This window comes from Geodermatophilus ruber (genome assembly GCF_900114385.1).
GTDB lineage: Bacteria > Actinomycetota > Actinomycetes > Mycobacteriales > Geodermatophilaceae > Geodermatophilus > Geodermatophilus ruber.
The window spans coordinates 44491-59908 of record NZ_FOSW01000007.1; the positions used below are offsets into that span (position 1 = coordinate 44491).

General features: G+C 74.8%; 14 protein-coding genes. 8 read left to right on the plus strand and 6 right to left on the minus strand.

Annotated features, from left to right (window positions below; all coding sequences use genetic code 11):
• The first annotated feature begins 5 nt into the window (after positions 1 to 5).
• Complete coding sequence (locus tag BMZ50_RS12530) at positions 6 to 161, plus strand: cold-shock protein (protein ID WP_143087170.1); 156 nt, start codon at positions 6 to 8, stop codon at positions 159 to 161.
• A 148-nt stretch (positions 162 to 309) separates the two neighbouring features.
• On the opposite strand, the gene BMZ50_RS12535 is transcribed toward BMZ50_RS12530, so the two are convergent.
• Positions 310 to 1953 carry an FAD-dependent oxidoreductase gene (locus BMZ50_RS12535; protein ID WP_091324924.1) on the minus strand — a complete coding sequence of 548 codons (1644 nt, stop codon included), beginning with the start codon at positions 1951 to 1953 and terminating at the stop codon, positions 310 to 312.
• Positions 1954 to 2158: 205 nt separating this feature from the next.
• Here BMZ50_RS12535 and BMZ50_RS12540 point away from each other — a divergent pair, with 205 nt between their 5' ends.
• Together BMZ50_RS12540 and BMZ50_RS12545 are read left to right on the plus strand one after the other, a co-directional pair.
• On the plus strand, positions 2159 to 3193 hold the full coding sequence (locus tag BMZ50_RS12540; RefSeq protein ID WP_091325419.1) for an alpha/beta fold hydrolase: 1035 nt from the start codon (positions 2159 to 2161) through the stop codon (positions 3191 to 3193).
• Positions 3194 to 3323: 130 nt separating this feature from the next.
• Positions 3324 to 3557, plus strand: a complete 234-nt coding sequence (locus BMZ50_RS12545) for a hypothetical protein (protein ID WP_091324927.1) — start codon at positions 3324 to 3326, stop codon at positions 3555 to 3557.
• Positions 3558 to 3575: 18 nt separating this feature from the next.
• On the opposite strand, the gene BMZ50_RS12550 is transcribed toward BMZ50_RS12545, so the two are convergent.
• Positions 3576 to 4073, minus strand: coding sequence for an Lrp/AsnC family transcriptional regulator (locus BMZ50_RS12550; protein WP_091324929.1), 498 nt, complete (start codon positions 4071 to 4073; stop codon positions 3576 to 3578).
• A 90-nt stretch (positions 4074 to 4163) separates the two neighbouring features.
• The gene (locus BMZ50_RS12555; RefSeq protein ID WP_091324931.1) at positions 4164 to 5669 is read right to left on the minus strand and encodes an APC family permease; all 1506 of its coding nucleotides are present in this window, start codon (positions 5667 to 5669) and stop codon (positions 4164 to 4166) included.
• Positions 5670 to 6236: 567 nt separating this feature from the next.
• Between BMZ50_RS12555 and BMZ50_RS12560 the strand changes: the two genes are divergently transcribed.
• The 3 genes from BMZ50_RS12560 (at position 6237) to BMZ50_RS12570 (ending at position 10022) form a co-directional block, all read left to right on the plus strand.
• A complete protein-coding gene (locus BMZ50_RS12560) occupies positions 6237 to 7340 on the plus strand; it encodes an LLM class flavin-dependent oxidoreductase (protein WP_218146224.1) in 1104 nt (367 codons plus the stop codon).
• Between the two features lie 21 nt (positions 7341 to 7361).
• A complete protein-coding gene (locus tag BMZ50_RS12565) occupies positions 7362 to 9143 on the plus strand; it encodes a sigma-54-dependent Fis family transcriptional regulator (protein WP_091324933.1) in 1782 nt (593 codons plus the stop codon).
• Between the two features lie 63 nt (positions 9144 to 9206).
• On the plus strand, positions 9207 to 10022 hold the full coding sequence (locus BMZ50_RS12570; protein WP_091324935.1) for an SDR family NAD(P)-dependent oxidoreductase: 816 nt from the start codon (positions 9207 to 9209) through the stop codon (positions 10020 to 10022).
• 39 nt (positions 10023 to 10061) lie between these two features.
• Here the strand turns inward: BMZ50_RS12570 and BMZ50_RS12575 are convergent, their stop codons facing one another.
• Together BMZ50_RS12575 and mug are read right to left on the minus strand one after the other, a co-directional pair.
• Positions 10062 to 11540, minus strand: coding sequence for a tannase/feruloyl esterase family alpha/beta hydrolase (locus BMZ50_RS12575; RefSeq protein ID WP_091324937.1), 1479 nt, complete (start codon positions 11538 to 11540; stop codon positions 10062 to 10064).
• A 153-nt stretch (positions 11541 to 11693) separates the two neighbouring features.
• Complete coding sequence (gene mug / locus BMZ50_RS12580) at positions 11694 to 12206, minus strand: G/U mismatch-specific DNA glycosylase (RefSeq protein WP_218146225.1); 513 nt, start codon at positions 12204 to 12206, stop codon at positions 11694 to 11696.
• A 102-nt stretch (positions 12207 to 12308) separates the two neighbouring features.
• Here mug and BMZ50_RS24775 point away from each other — a divergent pair, with 102 nt between their 5' ends.
• Both BMZ50_RS24775 and BMZ50_RS12585 read left to right on the plus strand, forming a co-directional pair.
• Entirely contained in the window at positions 12309 to 13268 is a 960-nt protein-coding gene (locus tag BMZ50_RS24775) for a hypothetical protein (RefSeq protein WP_245753613.1), read from the plus strand.
• Complete coding sequence (locus BMZ50_RS12585; RefSeq protein ID WP_245753614.1) at positions 13255 to 13830, plus strand: RDD family protein; 576 nt, start codon at positions 13255 to 13257, stop codon at positions 13828 to 13830. Before BMZ50_RS24775 ends, BMZ50_RS12585 begins: the two co-directional genes overlap by 14 nt.
• A gap of 256 nt (positions 13831 to 14086) precedes the next feature.
• Here BMZ50_RS12585 and BMZ50_RS12590 read toward each other — a convergent pair whose 3' ends face one another.
• The gene (locus BMZ50_RS12590) at positions 14087 to 15364 is read right to left on the minus strand and encodes a DUF222 domain-containing protein (RefSeq protein WP_245753615.1); all 1278 of its coding nucleotides are present in this window, start codon (positions 15362 to 15364) and stop codon (positions 14087 to 14089) included.
• Positions 15365 to 15418: the final 54 nt, after the last annotated feature.

Consider the following 15418-nt stretch of genomic DNA (forward strand, 5'->3'; position numbering starts at 1 on the left):
GGTTCATCACCCCCGACGACGGCGGCCCCGACGTGTTCGTGCACTTCAGCGCGATCGACGACCAGGGCGGGTTCCGCACCCTCGACGAGGGCCAGCGGGTCGAGTACGAGGCCAGCCAGGGCGAGCGCGGCGTGCAGGCCGACCACGTGCAGCCGTTCTGAGCCCGGCGGGTCCCCGGCGCCCCGCACGGCGCCGGGGGCCCCTGGGGCACCACACCATGGCGGGAGGAACCGCCTCACCGACCTGCGGCTGTCCGACCCGCCGTCGTCGAGGGCGCCGTCGTCGAGGGCGCCGTCGTCGATGGCGCCGTCACCGGCCGGCCAGCCGTTCGTGTGCCAGGCTCACCGCCATCGCGCCCTCGGCGACCGCCGAGGCGATCCGCTTCGTCGACCCGCGCCGGACGTCGCCGGCGGCGAACACCCGCGGCACGGAGGTCTCCAACGGCAGCGGCGGGACGTCGAGCGGCCAGTCCGGCGGTGGCGAGCCGAGGTCGGCCCCGGTGAGCACGAACCCGCGCTCGTCGCGGCGCACCACGCCTTCGAGCCAGCCGGTGCGCGGCGCCTGGCCGATGAAGACGAAGACGGCGTCGGCGTCCACCTCCCGCTCCGCCGTCCCGCCCGAGCGCAGCCGCAGCCCCGCGAGCCGCCCGGTGCCGACCGCGCCGACGACCTCGGTGTCGTACTCGACCGAGACGGTCTCCGCGGCCTCCAGCCGGTCGATCAGGTAGCGGGACATCGTGCCGGCCAGCTCGCTGCCGCGGACGAGCAGGGTGACCGACGCGGCGACCTGGCCGAGGAAGATCGCGGCCTGGCCGGCAGCGTTCCCGCCGCCGACGACGTACACCGCGCCGCCGGCGTGGTCGACGGCCTCGGCCCGCCCCGCGCCGTAGTAGACGCCCTGGCCGGACAGGGCGTCGACGCCGGGCACGTCGAGGGTCCGGTAGGTGACGCCGGAGGCGATGACCAGGGTCGAGGCGCTCACCTCGTCGCCGTCGGCGAGCCGGACGACGGTGTAGGGGTCGGCCCGGCGCAGGCCCACCGCCTCGGCGGGCACGAGGACCTCGGCGCCGAGCCGGATCGCCTGCTCGCGGGCGCGCACGGTCAGGTCGGCGCCGGAGAGGCCGGCCGGGACCCCGAGGTAGTTCGCGATCCGGCTGGTGGCCCCGGCCTGCCCGCCCGGCGCGTTGCACTCCAGCAACAGCGTGGACAGCCCCTCGGAGGCGCCGCGGACGCCCGCCGCCAGGCCCGCCGGCCCGGCGCCGGCCACCACGAGGTCGTAGGCGGTCCGCTGGGCGCGCGCGGGCAGGCCGATCCGGCCGGCCACCTCCGCCGGCTCGGGGCGGGTCAGCACCTCGCCGTCGTCGAGAAGGAGGACCGGCAGCGAGCCGGCGTCGGCACCGGCGACGACCAGCAGCTGGCGGGCCGCGCAGTCGGCCTCCACGTCCATCCACCGGTAGGGCACCAGGTTGCGGCCGAGGAACTGGCGCAGCGCGTGGGTGGCCGGCGACCAGCGGTCCCCCAGCAGGCGCAGGCCGGCCACCGGCGCCGGCCGCCGCCACGTCCGGAGCAGGTCGTCGAGCACCGGGTAGAGCCGCTCCTCCGGCGGGTGCCACGGCTTGCGCAGGTAGTGCTGGACGCCGGCGTCGTTGATCGCCGCGATCGCGGCCTCGGTGTCGGCGTACGCGGTGAGCAGCACGCGCCGGGCCTCGGGATGGAGCGGCCGCGAGGCGGACAGCAGCTCCACGCCACAGGTGCCCGGCATCCGCTGGTCGACCAGCAGCAGCGCCACCGGCTCCTCGCGCAGCCGCAACCGGCGCAACAGGTCGAGCGCCTGGCCCCCCGAGGACGCGGTGAGCACACGGTAGTGCTCGGCGTACCGCGCCCGCAGATCCCGCTCCACCGCCGCGAGGACCGGCCCGTCGTCGTCCACTGCCAGCAGGACCGGTCTGCTCATCAGTCACCCCGGGCGGTCCGCTGTCGGGGCAGGCTGCGGTCTCGGGGCTGCCCCGGCGGCACGGCGGACGGTACGCCGGGGCGGCGCCCGGGGGAACCGGTCGGCCGGTCGTACGGCCACCGCGGCCGGCCCGCCGCGCGGGAGGGCATTGCGGGTGCCCCCGCGAGCCGCGACCCTGCTGACACCGGACGAGGGGACGCCGACCATGCCTGCACCGACCGACTACGAGCTCTTCGCCCTCGGGGACGTCACCCTCCAGGGCGGCGGGACCCTGCGCGACGCCCGGCTGGCCTACAAGACCTACGGCACGCTCGCCGAGGACCGGTCCAACGTGATCCTCCATCCGACCTGGTTCAGCGCCTGGCACGACGCCAACGAGTGGTCGATCGGACCCGGGCTGGCCTGCGACCCGGGCCGGTACTTCATCGTCGTCCCGAACCAGATCAACAACGGGCTCTCGTCCTCGCCGAGCAACACGCCCCCGCCGTTCGACGGGCCGAACTTCCCGCCGGTCACCTTTCACGACCAGGTGCAGGCCCAGCACCGGCTGCTCACGGAGCAGTGGGGCATCGAGTCGCTGGAACTGGTCCTGGGCTCCTCCATGGGCGCCGGGCAGACCTACCAGTGGGCGGTCAGCCACCCCGAGATGGTCCGGCGGGCCGCCCCGATCGTCGGCTCCCCCCGCACCAGCGAGCACAACCAGGTCTTCCTGAAGAGCCTGCGCGCGACGCTCACCCTCGACCCGGACTTCCGGGGCGGCCGCTACTCCCCCGACGCGCGCCCCACCCAGGGGCTGCGGGCCTTCGCCCGCATCTACGCCGGCTGGGGGCTGTCCCAGGCCTTCTACTGGCAGCGGGAGTACCGGTCGATCGGCTACTCCTCGCTGGAGGACTTCCTCGTCGGGTTCTGGGAGGGGTTCTGGCTCGACGACCGGGACCCGAACAACCTGCTGGCCATGCTCTGGACGTGGGAGCACGGCGACGTCGGGCAGACACCGGGGTTCGAGGGGGACACCGAGGCGGCGCTGCGATCCATCCGCTGCCCGCTGGTGTCCATGCCGGCCCGCACCGACCTGTACTTCCCGCCCGAGGACGAGGAGTGGGCGATCAAGCTCATCCCGAACGGCGAGGTGCGGGTCATCGACACCATCTGGGGCCACTTCGGCGGCCTCGGGCTGCACGCCCCCGACAACGAGTTCATCGACCGCACGCTCAAGGAGCTGCTGGGCCGGTCCGCGTGACGGCGGTCCCCGACCTGCCGGACAGGGACCGGCGGACGGGGGAATGAGCGCGGCAGCGGCGGGTACCGCACAGCCCGGCGGGCTCGGGAAGCAGCACCCCCGGTAGATCACCCCCGCCGGGAAGTTCCCCATGACCACGCTGCCTGCTGATCTGCTGCCCGAGATCGACCGCCGCATCACCGCGGCGCACTCAGCCCTCGGCACCGCCCGCACCGGGTTCACCGAGTACCCGACCGGCGAGGCGCTCACCGAGTGCGAGACGGCCGAGGCGACCCTCAACGAGCTGCTGGAACTCCGCTTCGCGCTGACGCGCGGGGTCGGTGGAGCGCACAGCCGGGCGCTCGCGCGGGCCCGGGCCGCCTGAGGCCCGGATCGGCCCGCCTCACTCCTCGGGGACGGCAGACAGCGGCCCCCGGTGCGGCGTTCCCCGGGCGTAGGTCTGTCTCCGCAGCCCCAGGTACAGGAACGTCTCGGTCGACGTCACGCCCTCCACCGCCCGGATCCTCGCCACGACGTCCGGCAGCTGGTCGTCGTCCTCGCACACGACCTCGGCGAGGACGTCGAGCGAGCCCGAGGTGATGACGACGTCGTCCACCTCGGGCAGCGCCGCGAGCGTGTCCGCGACCGCGCGCACGTCGCCGCTGGTGCGCACCCCGACCATGGCCTGGCGGGAGAACCCCGGGTGCAGCGGGTCGGTGACGGCCACGATCTGCATGACGCCGGCGTCGACCAGCCGCTGCACCCGCTGCCGGACCGCCGCCTCCGAGAGCCCGACGGCTGTGGCGATCCGCGCGTAGGGCCGCCGGCCGTCCTCCTGCAGCTGCTCGATGATGGCGCGCGAGACGTCATCCAGCGCGTACTGCCGATCCCGGATGGTCATCGCCGCTCTCCCCGTCCGTGCACCTGCGCCGGCCCGGCGCCGGGCCGGAATGGCGACGTGGCCCATCTGACCCCACTCCCAGCACGATGCTCACCGCTGCGCCCCTGCTCCCCGCGGCTCCCCGGCCACGCCGGGCTGCTCCTGCCAGAACCGCGCGTCCCGCATCCACCACACGACCATCAGCACCAGCCCGGCGACGAAGATGCCGATCCCGATGACCAGCGGCGGCCCGACGCCCAGCCAGGCCTGCCCGGTGTAGGAGTTCGCCGGGTCGGACAGGTCGCGCAGGGAGAGCACCAGCAACCAGACCAGCATCAGCGCCCCCGCCACCGGGCCGACCCCGACCAGCAGGAACGTCGAGACGCTGCGGGTCAGCTGCCGACGGAAGAACACCGCGCAGGCGATACCGGTGAGCGCGTAGTAGAAGGCGATCAGCAGCGACAGCGCGGTGATCGAGTCGAACAGCGCGTTCTCGCTGAGCAGGCTGACGACCACGTACCAGGCGATGGCGATGCCGGCGACCCACCAGGTGGAGACGTCCGGGGTGCGGAACCGCGGCGAGATGTGCGCGAACCGCTGCGGCAGCGCGGCTCGCCGGGCCATCGACAGCCCGGTCCGTGAGGCCGGGATGATCGTGGTCTGGGTGGAGGCGATCGCCGAGGTGGCGACGGCGAGCAGCACCACCCAGTCCCAGCCGCCGAGCGCCTCGGTGGAGAGCAGCGCGAAGATCGACTCCTCCTCGTCGGCGTTCTCGCTGAGGAACTGCGTGCCGGCGAACGCGACGACGGCGTAGGCGACGCCGACGTAGGTGAGCAGCAGGACGACGGTCGACAGCACCGCCGCCCGGCCGGGGGCGTGGACCGGGTCCCGGGTCTCCTCGGTCAGGTTGACCGCCGACTCCCAGCCCCAGTACGCGAAGACGCCGAGCAGCAGGCCGCCGGTCAGCGACGCCCCGCCCGCGCCGAACGGGTCGAGCCAGCTCAGCGCCGGGGTGAGCCCGCCGAAGGGACTGTCGCCGTTCACCCCGCGGACGATGGCGACCACGGCGAACACGAGCAGGGCGATCGTCTGGGCCACGATCAGCCCGTTCTGCACCCGCGCCGACATCTCCGTGCCCAGCACGCACAGCGCGGTCATGAGCAGGATGAGCAGTACCGAGAGCACCATCACCGCCGGCCGGGAGTCCGCCCAGCCGTCCAGCCCCGCCGCCAGCAGGGTGAAGCGCACGCCGACCTCGGCCAGCGAGCCGATCACCAGGACGCCGGTCATGGTGATCGCCCAGCCGCCGATCCAGCCCGCCCACGGCCCCATCGCGCGGGTGACCCAGGAGAACGTCGTCCCGCAGTCCTGGTCCGCCCGGTTGAGGTGGTGGAAGGCCGAGGCGATGAGCAGCATCGGCACGAAGGAGGCCAGCAGGACGCCGGGGGCGTGGACGCCGACCAGGGCGACGATCGGCCCGATGATCGCGGCCAGGGAGTAGGCCGGGGAGGTCGCCGCCAGGCCGATCACCAGGGCGTCGGGGAACCCGATCGCCCCCGGTCGGAGACCCGGCCCGGCCGCGGGGCGGACGGCGACGTCGGCGGGGTCCGCGCTCATGCGACCTCCCGTGCAGAGCAGAAGGTGGCCGCGGTCGGTGACCCGCGGTTCGTGCCCGCCCGGGTGGACGCCGGCGGGGCGGCCGCCGTCCGGGCGCTGCTGAGCGCCCACCGCTGCGACGTGCTGCTCAACGCCGTCGATCCCCGTTTCGTGCTGCCGTTGTTCCGGCGGCTCTGGCCGCCGGTGTCGACCACCTCGACATGGCGATGTCATTGTCGCGACCGTCGTTGTCGCGACCGCACCCGGAGCACTCGCACCGGGAGACCGGCGTCAAAGTCGGCGACGAGCAGTTCACCCTGGTCGCGGAGTGGGCCATCCCGCTGGTCGCGGAGGTGCCCCACGGCGGCTTCACGCACTCCGGGTACGGCGAGGACCCCGGGTCAAGCACGTCACGGCCGACATCGAATCCTGGGCCGGCCGCAGGCGGGAGTCTCAAAGTGAGACGATCTGGCGCCGGAGGATCCGTACGGTACGAGCCGTCCCCTGGATGACCTGCATCACAGGCCGCCGGCACGCCCCCCTCGACGGGTGGGATCGGCGGGGGACGCCACACGTACCCACGGAGAGGTGGAACCGGCTGTGCTGAGCATCGGCATCAACCTGGGCTTCGGGAAGCTCGACCCGGACCTGACCGACGAGCAGATGTACGACGGGGAGATCGACCTCGCCGTGCGCGCCGAAGGGCTCGGGTTCGACAGCGTCTGGGCCGTGGAGCACCACTTCGAGGACTACTCGCTGTGCCCGGACAACCTCCTGCTGCTGGCGCACCTCGCCGGCCGCACCCAGCAGATCAAGCTGGGCACCGGCGCGGTGATCGTGCCCTGGAACGACCCGCTGCGGGTGGCCGAGAAGGCGCTCATGCTCGACACCATCTCCGACGGCCGGCTGCTGCTGGGCCTGGGCCGCGGGCTGTCCCGCAAGGAGTACGTGCCCTTCCGCATTCCGCTGGACGAGACCCGGGACCGGTTCGACGAGGCCGCCCCGATGATCTTCGAGGCGCTGGAGACCGGCGTCATGGAGGGCGACGGGCCCTTCTACCCCCAGCCGCGCGCCGAGCTGCGACCGCGCCCGCGGGGCTCCTTCGACGGCCGCCGGTACGTCGTGGCCGGCTCGCCGGACTCGCTGGTCATGGCCGCGAAGCTGAAGGCCCGGATGATGTCGTTCATCGTCCGGCCGGTGCCTGACCTCATGCCCAACTTCACCCGCTACCGGGAGCTGTACGAGGCCGAGCACGGCCAGGTCGCCCCGGCGATCTCGCTGAACGTGAACATGTACTGCCACGAGGACGACGAGGTCGCCCGGGAGCGGCACTTCGAGCACGTCAACCGGTTCTTCATGTCCAACATCGAGCACTACGAGATGGCCGGCGAGCATTTCGCCACCATCAAGGGCCACGAGCGGTACGCGGCCAACGCCGCCTACTTCCGCGAGATCGGCCTGGAGAAGGCCGCCAACGACTACGCCGCCACCGCGCTGTGGGGGAACCCCGAGCGGATCCTCGGCCAGATCGAGGCGATCCGCGACGTCCTCGGCGACTTCGAGCTCATCCTCGCCCCCTGCTTCGGCGGCATGCCCTACGACCAGGCCCGCGCCAGCCTCGAGCTGTTCGCCCGCGAGGTCCTGCCGAAGGCGCGCTCGCTCCACGGCTCGCCGGTCAGCGTGGCGGCCTGAGGTCGGCGCCGGACAACGGGGATGACGGAGGGGGTCGGTCCGGGCGGGCCGCAGGTCCCGCGCACGGCGGCGGAGTGGGAGCGGGTCCGGGAGGCCAAGCACGACGTGCTCTCCCGGGACCCGTTCACGGTGCGCCCGGCCGACCACCCCGGGGTGCGCCCCGAGGTGGTGGCGTCCTGGCGCCGCTCGCTGCTGGCCGGCGTCGACCCGAATGCGACCCGCTTCCCGGTCGACGACCCCTTCGAGCCGCGGACCCGGCTGGCGTCGGTCGCCCAGCCGATCATGAACCGGCTGAAGGACCAGATCTCCGACCTCAGCTCCTGGGGCTTCCTCGTCGACCGCGGGTGCCGGCTGCTCACCGCCGCCGTGGGCGACTTCCCCCAGGCCGAGCGCGTCCTCCGGAAGGACCTGCGACCGGGGACCTGCTTCGCCGAGGACGTCATCGGCACCAACGGGCTGGGCTGCGCCCACGAGCTGCAGCAGGCATTCCTGATCTCGGGGACCGAGCACTTCCGGACCGACAGCGAGGTGCTGACGACCACCGGGGTGGTCATCCGGGACCCGTTCACCCGGAGATATGTCGGCACGCTGGGGGTGCACTGCCGCCGGGAGTACGCCTCGGCGGCGGTGCTCCCACTGGTGGTGGAGATCGGCCGGTCCATCGAGGCACAGCTGCTCGCCAGCCGGAGCGACGGCGAACGCGAGTTCCTCGACGCGTTCCTGGCCGCCCAGCGGCGGTTCCGCAGCCCCGTCGTGGCCGTCAGCCGGCGGCTGTGCGTGGTGAGCACGCGGGCGCGGGAGATCGTGCACGAGGCGGACGAGGACCTGCTGCGTCGCATCGTGGCCGAGTCCGGCGGAGCCCCCTCAGGCCGGACGGTGCGCCGGCGGTTGAGCTCGGGCGCCACCGTGACCGTCCGGGTGCTGCCCGTCGAGCAGCCGCGGGGCGAGTTCGCCGCCGTCCTGGTGCTGGAGCCGGTGGCTGCGGACCGGCCGGCCCCGGGTCCGGCGGCCGGCCCCGAGCCGGCCCCGGCCGACCTCCCCACCCTGCTCGACCGCGCGCTGGGGGCCGGGCGGCCGGTGCTCCTCACCGGCGAGCAGGGCAGCGGCAAGCGGTATCGGGCACGGGAGGTGCTCCGGGCCGGGGCCGGGAACGTCGTCGAGGTGGACGGCGCCTTGGCCCTCCTGGCCCCCGAGACCTGGCTCCGCCGCCTGCGGGACGCCGTGCAGGACCAGCGCGCGGCGGTGCTCCTGGCCCACGCCACGGAGATCCCGCCGTCCCTGACGGCAACCGTGGCCTCACTGGTGGCCGGCGCGCGCACGCCGGTCGTCGGCACCACCGCGGACGACGGCGGCGAGGACGGCACCGTGCTCGCCGTCCGGGAGAGCTTCCCCGTGATCCTGACCGTTCCCCCGCTCCGCGACCGCCGCGGCGAGTTCCCGGAACTCTGCCGCAGCATCCTGGCCGACCTCGCCGAAGCCGACGGCCGGGCGGTGACGCTGGCGCCGCGGGCCCTCGCGGCCCTGCTGGCCGGGGACTGGCCCGGCAACGTCCGCCAGCTGCTGCAGGTGCTGGCCAGCGCCCGCATCCGCGCGGACGGTCCGGAGATCGGCCTGCACCACCTCCCCGCCCGGTTCCGCGGCGGCGCACCCGGCCGGCCGCTCGGCGAGATGGAGCGCGTGGAGCGGCAGGCCCTCGCGGCGGCGCTCCGCGAGACCGGCGGCAACCGCAACGCCGTCGCCGACCGGCTCGGCATCTCGCGGGCCACCGTCTACCGCAAGCTCAAGCGCTACGAACTGCACTGATCCGCGGTCCGGCGGCCCGACGTCGCCCCGCGTCCGACGACATCGACCCGAAGGAGACCGAGCATGTCCCGCACTGTGGAGTTCACCGGTACGACGGCAGTGGTGACGGGAGGCGCCTCGGGCATCGGCAAGGGCCTGGCCCGGGCGTTCCTCGCCAGCGGCTGCCATGTCGTGATCGCCGACGTCGACGAGGCCGCGCTGGCCGCCGCCGCGCACGAGCTGGGCGTCCTCGGGGTGCGGACCGACGTCACCGACCCGGACAGCGTGAGCGCCCTGGCCGAGCGCGCCGTGGCCGAGTTCGGCGAGGTGCACGTGGTCTGCAACAACGCCGGCGTGGGCCCCCAGGGCCCGATCGCCGGGCTCGGGCTGGACGACTGGCGCTGGATGCTCGACGTCAACCTCTACGGGGTCATCCACGGGCTGCAGGCGTTCCTGCCGGTGCTCGAGCGCAACGACGACTGGGGCCAGGTGGTCAACACCTCGTCGATGTCGGTGTTCTTCCCGCCGGCCGGGCTCGGCCCCTACGTCGCCGGCAAGGCCGCCGTCCTGGGCCTGACCGAGGTGCTGGCCGCCGAGCTGCAGGCGGCAGGATCCCTCGTCGGCGCCACCGCGCTGCTGCCCGGCGCCGTGCACAGCAACATCAAGAACAGCCTGCGGACCCGTCCCTCGACCGGTGCGACCGCCCTCCGCGACGTCGACGTGTCCCTGTCCGGGCGGCACCGCTTCCTCGACCCCGAGGACGTCGGCGCGATGGTGGTCGAGGCCGTCCGGCGCAACGACCCCTACGTGGTGACCCACGGCGAGTGGCTGCCGCGGGCGGCCGACCGGCACGCGCGCCTCCAGGCGGCCTTCCCGGCCGAGGACGCGGTCGCCGGCTGACCGCCGGCCGCCGGCGGGCCCGTACGGGCCCGCCGGCGGTCAGCGGGGGGGCAGCTCGAGCCGGGTGCCCTCGGCGCGCACGAACGCGGCAGCGTCGTCCGGGTCGCCCTCGCCGGTCCAGCGCGCCACGCCCGGGTAGGGGAACAGCGGCCGGGTCTGCACCACGGCGCCGCCGTCGTCGACCCGGGCAGCGGTGAGCTGCTCCGGCGCCCGGCCGTTCTCCACCCACTCGACCACCGCCTCGAACTGGCCGGTCGGCTGCGGACCGACCCCGCCGCTGCAGTGGCCCACGCCGGGGGCGAGGAACAACCGCAGGAACTCGTCGGTGCGCTCGGCGCCGAGCCGCGCCCGGACCCGCTCGTAGTAGTCGACGGTGCCCTGGAACGGGATGCCGAAGTCGGCCGCCCCGTGCCACAGCAGGATCTTGCCGCCGCGGTCGGCGAAGGCCGACAGGTCCGGGTCGTCGGCGGCCAGGACGGCGGAGTACATCTCGACCGCCTGGTCGAAGTAGGCCTCGAACCCCTCGTGGGTGAGGGTGCGCCAGTCCCAGGACGGGTCCTGCTCCAGGAACAGGCTGATCCACCACAGGTCGAACACGAACGGCTTCCCCACCAGCTCGCCGTCGACGACGGCGGTGTCGTGCAGCCCCGCGAAGGGCGCCCCGGGGGCCAGGCCGTACCAGAGGAACTCCCCGTTGCGCCGCCGCGGGCCCTCACCGATCTTGCGGATCACCTCGACGTCGGCCGCGGTGAGCTCGCCGTCCGGCGTCGGCAGGCCGACCAGCTGGGTGAAGTCGACGGTGGCGCCCAGCGGGTCGCCGACCACGCGGTCGCGGATGCCGTCGCCGACGGTGTCGCACTGGTCGACGATGGCCGCCAGGGCGGCCTCGAACTTGGCCGCGGAGACGAAGTTCCCCGCCTCGAGCATGACCAGCTGGCCCCAGATCTGGCCGGTCTGCATCCGCGGCCAGTTGATGGCCGGGGCGCCGGAGAGGATGCCGTCGTAGTCGGCCGGGTAGCGCTGGGCCTCCATGAGGCCCTGCCGCCCGCCGGTGGAGCAGCCGTTGAAGTAGGAGTAGGCCGGCGGCCGGCCGTAGTAGGCGGTCACGACTGCCTTCGCCGCGACGGTCATGTCGTGGATGCCGAGGTGGCCGAAGTCCTTGATCCGCTGCCAGGAGAGCCGGTTGCGGTCGTCGAGCGCGAACGACGCGGTCGCGTCGGGGTGCCCGGCGTCGGTAGCCGCGGCCGCGTACCCGGCGCGCAGCGGGTCGAGCAGGAACTCCGGCGAGCCGCCGAGGAACCCTCCGCCGCCGACGCCCTGGAAGCGGCCGTTCCAGGTGTCGGCCGGCAGGTACACCCAGACGGTGACGCGGTCACCGGCCGGCGGGTGGGTGATGGTGAGCTGGACGCGGCAGGAGGGGGGCGTCGTCGCGTCCCCGGGGTCATCGACCACCGAGTCGACGGTCGTGTTGGTCAGCGACAGCGAAGCGAGACGGCTGGAGTCTCCCGGAACCGGCATGCCCGGATCCTGTCAGCGCGGGCAACCTGCGCCACGCCCGCTTCCGCCAGCAGGAACGGTCAGTCTGCGGCGACACGCGGCACCGGCCGCACGTCACGGGCACCGGGGAGTTCGTGCGCAGAACGTGCACCGAGCGCCGCCGCTGCCGCCGACTCACGGCCCGCGCAGCTGCCCGTAGATGCGGGCGAGGTCCGGCAGCTGGTGGTGGGCGTTGAGGCCGCTCGGGTTCGGCACCACCCAGGTGGCCGCTCCCCCGATGCGCTCGGGCTGCGGACCCGTGGTGGCCCGCGGGCGGTCGAAGGCGCGCCGCCAGGCGGTGATGCCCAGGACCGCCAGCACCCGGGGGCGGTAGCGGGCCACCAGCTCGGCCAGGGCCACCGCGCCGGCCCGCAGCTCGACCGGGTCGAGCTCGGCGGCCGCCCGGGTCGGCCGGTCGACGAGGTTGGTCACGCCCAGGCCGTAGCGGGGCAGCTCGCCGTCCTCCTCCGGCGCCAGCCGCCGCGGGGTGAGGCCGGCCAGGTGCAGCGCCGGCCAGAACCGGTTGCCCGGGCGGGCGAAGTGGTGCCCGCGGGCGGCCGACAGCAGGGAGGGGTTGATCCCGCAGAAGAGGACGTCGAGGCCGGGTGCGATCACATCGCGCAGCGGCTTGGCCGTCGTCCGCTCCACGCCCCCATCCTCGGGCACCGCCGACCGGCAGTCACCCGGAACGGATGAGGGCCCCGCCCGCCGGCCGGGCCACGCTGGGGTGCCGCGACGAAGGGGGCGGGCATGACCGGTGCCGAGCCCGCGGGACCCCTGCCGGCGGTCGCACGGCCGGCGCCCGCCGCGCTGCCGACGGTGCCCCCACCGGCCGGTGCCGACCTCGCGATCGGGCTGGCCGCCCTGGCCGTGGCCGCCACCCGCGCAGCCGGGCGCCTCCCCCGGACCGCGTGGGCCCGCCTGCCCCTGCCCGCGGCGGTGCGGAGGGCGGCACGGCAGGCCGGGCAGGCGGTGGCCGCGCACGGCACCGTCGAGCGCGGGGTCGCCGTCGCGCAGCTGCGCCGGCTGGCCGACGCGCTGGTCCCCCGCGTGGTCGAGGCCGTGCTCACCCGCATCGACGTGGCCGACCTCGTCCGGGCGCACGTCGACCTCGACCGCATCGCCGCCCGGCTGGACGTCGACCGGGTGGTCGTGCGGGTCGACCTCGACGCGATCCTCGACCGCCTCGACCTGGACGCGATCGCCGCCCGCCTCGACCTCGACGCCGTCATCGACCGGGTGGACGTCGACCGGATCGCCGCCCGGCTCGACCTCGAGCCGATCCTCGCGCGGGTCGACGTGGACGCGATCGCCACCCGGCTCGACCTCGACGCCGTCATCGACCGGGTGGACGTCGACCGGATCGCGGGCCGCCTGGACCTCGAGCCGATCCTCGCGCGGGTCGACGTGGACGCGATCGCCACCCGCCTGGACCTCGACGCGATCGTCGAGCGGCTCGACGTCGTCGGCCTGACCCGGTACGTGCTGGACCAGATCGACCTGTCCGGGCTGATCCGCGCCTCCACGGGGTCGATCAGCTCCGACGTGGTCCGCGGTGTCCGCAGCCAGGGCGCGGATGCCGACCGGGCGGTGGAGCGGATGGTCGACCGGCTCCTCCTGCGCCACCACGGGCGGCACAGCACGAACGACGGACCGGCCGGCGGGACGGCGCCCGGTCCGGACGGGGCCCCCGGCCGTGGCCGCCCCTGACCGGGAGCGCGCCGGCGGCCTTCCGGACGGCAGCCGGGCCGCGGCGACCGCGCGCTATCCGTGGCGCGCCCCCCACACCCCCGCTCCGGTGCCGGCCGCGCGCCCGGTCGTCCAGGGCCGGCGTGCCGGGCTGGTCACCCGGCTGCTGGCCAACGCCCTCGACGCCGGGGTGGTGGTCCTCCTCCTGGCCGCCGGGTACGTCGCGGTCGCGGCCGGCCGGTTCCTGCTGGACCCGGTGGCCTTCCGGTTCCCGGTCCCGCCCCCGTCCCTGCTTCTGCTGCTCGGCGGCGTCGTCCTGTTCGTCTACTTCGCGCTGGCGTGGGGCGGGGGCGGGCGCACCTACGGCGACGAGGTGCTCGGCCTGCGGGTGGGCGGAGCTCGCGGGGAGCAGCTGCGGCGACCGCGGGCCACCCTGCGTGCCGCGCTGTGCGTCGCCTTCCCGATCGGGTTGCTGTGGGTGCTGGTCAGCCGGCGCAACCACTCGATCCAGGACGCCGTCCTGCGGACGTCGGTGGTCTACGACTGGCCCTCCCCGGACGCCGACGGCGTGCACCGACCCTGAGTGCAAGCGAGGTCGGGTGCCTCAGGAGCGGGGGGCAGCCGTGTGGAGGGTGGCGGCCAGCGGGCGGGTCGGCACGACCTGCGGTGAGGTCAGAACGGTGGCGGATCGTCGTCCGGGTCCGCCGGTGGTGGAGGTTCCGAGCTCGGTGGAGGTTCCGGGCTCGGTGCTGGTTCAGGGGCTGGTGGCTGCAGGCCCGGCGGCCGGGTGGTGCGGGTGATGCCGGAGGGGGTGGTCACCTGGAGGACGCCGTCGGCGGTCATGACGAAGCGCCAGGTCTTGTCCCGGGTCTTGAGCCGGTGGTGGCTGCGGTACAGGCAGCACAGGTTGCCGCAGTCGGTCTGGCCGCCGTCGGCGTGCGCGACGACGTGGTCGAGGTCGGCCCAGCCGACGCGCTGGCCGCAGTTGAGGAACCGGCAGGCGCGGTCGCGGGTGGTGACGAAGGCGTGCTGCGCACCGGTGGGCGGGTAGGCCTCGGTGCCCGCCCGCGGCCGAGCAGCGGACAGCTGCAGTCGCCCGCGGGGTGGGTGGGGCAGCCGCGGCGGGCCAGCCGGGCCAGCTGGTCGAGGGTGGCGGTGGCCAGCAGCGCCCCGCCGGTGTCGGTGAGGGCCAGCACCGCCGCGCCGCCGGGCGGGGACTGCAGCCCCCCGGGGGCGAGGGCCTGCAGGTCATCCAGCAGTTCCCGCAGGTGCGCGGCGGTGATCGGTGGCCCGTTGACCTCACCGGCCTGGCTGGAGCGCCTCGCGAGGCCGGCCAGGGTGGCGACGATGGTCAGCCGCGCGGTGACCGCCGGCCGGGAGTCGTCCCAGAGCCGGCGGAGGAGATCGGCCAGCGCCTGCGCCCGCAGCTGGCCGATCGGGCGGGGGTCACCGTCGGCCTTGAGCATCTGGGCCAGCCGGTCGACGACCTCGTAGCAGGCCGCCGCCGGGGTGGGCAGCTCGGCGGCCAGCGTGCTCATCCCATCCAGCGGTGAGGGGTAGGTGCGCACGTCGGCCTGCCGCTGGGCCGACCGGCGGCGCTGGCCGACCGCCGCGGCGTCCCGCTCCAGGAGCAGCTGCAGGGCGAGCTTCCTCAGCGTGCCGATCGAGAGGTCCCCGGCTCGGGGCAGCAGCTGCGCCTCGATCCCGCGGGCCACCTCCGGCCGGGCGTGCACCAGCACCTCGGCCAGCGCCCTGGCCCGCGCCTCGTCCAGCGTGCCGGCCGCCAGCGCCGCCCAGGTGGCGGGCAGGTTCTCCCGGTAGGTCCAGGCCCGCCGGGCGGCGTGGGAGGCGGTCCCGCGGCCGCAGGTGAGCACCATCGACAGCTCGTGGGTGAACGACTCCGCCACGCCGGGCAGCTCGCCGTCGGCCGCCCACGACCCCTTCCGCGCCGCCGGATGGTCATCGGGCAGCGCGGGGGTGTCATCGGCCAGGGCGAGGATCAGCTCGGCCTCGTAGGCGGCGCGCATCGCCTTCTCCGCCTGCAGCCGCGCCAGCTCCGCGGCCTTCTGCTCCCGCGACAGCAGCGCCACCGGCAGCCGCGACGCCGCCGCGGGCACGCCGACGGCCCAGTCGAGGAGGACCCCCCGATCGACATCGCACCCAGGACCCGC

Excerpts from the sequence above, each read along its gene's own strand:
- BMZ50_RS12535 (WP_091324924.1), bottom strand. The coding sequence starts at position 1,953 with ATGAGCAGACCGGTCCTGCTGGCAGTGGACGACGACGGGCCGGTCCTC.
- BMZ50_RS12540 (WP_091325419.1), top strand. The coding sequence starts at position 2,159 with ATGCCTGCACCGACCGACTACGAGCTCTTCGCCCTCGGGGACGTCACC.
- BMZ50_RS12545 (WP_091324927.1), top strand. The coding sequence starts at position 3,324 with ATGACCACGCTGCCTGCTGATCTGCTGCCCGAGATCGACCGCCGCATC.
- BMZ50_RS12550 (WP_091324929.1), bottom strand. The coding sequence starts at position 4,073 with ATGACCATCCGGGATCGGCAGTACGCGCTGGATGACGTCTCGCGCGCC.
- BMZ50_RS12555 (WP_091324931.1), bottom strand. The coding sequence starts at position 5,669 with ATGAGCGCGGACCCCGCCGACGTCGCCGTCCGCCCCGCGGCCGGGCCG.
- BMZ50_RS12565 (WP_091324933.1), top strand. The coding sequence starts at position 7,362 with ATGACGGAGGGGGTCGGTCCGGGCGGGCCGCAGGTCCCGCGCACGGCG.
- BMZ50_RS12570 (WP_091324935.1), top strand. The coding sequence starts at position 9,207 with ATGTCCCGCACTGTGGAGTTCACCGGTACGACGGCAGTGGTGACGGGA.
- BMZ50_RS12575 (WP_091324937.1), bottom strand. The coding sequence starts at position 11,540 with ATGCCGGTTCCGGGAGACTCCAGCCGTCTCGCTTCGCTGTCGCTGACC.
- BMZ50_RS24775 (WP_245753613.1), top strand. The coding sequence starts at position 12,309 with ATGACCGGTGCCGAGCCCGCGGGACCCCTGCCGGCGGTCGCACGGCCG.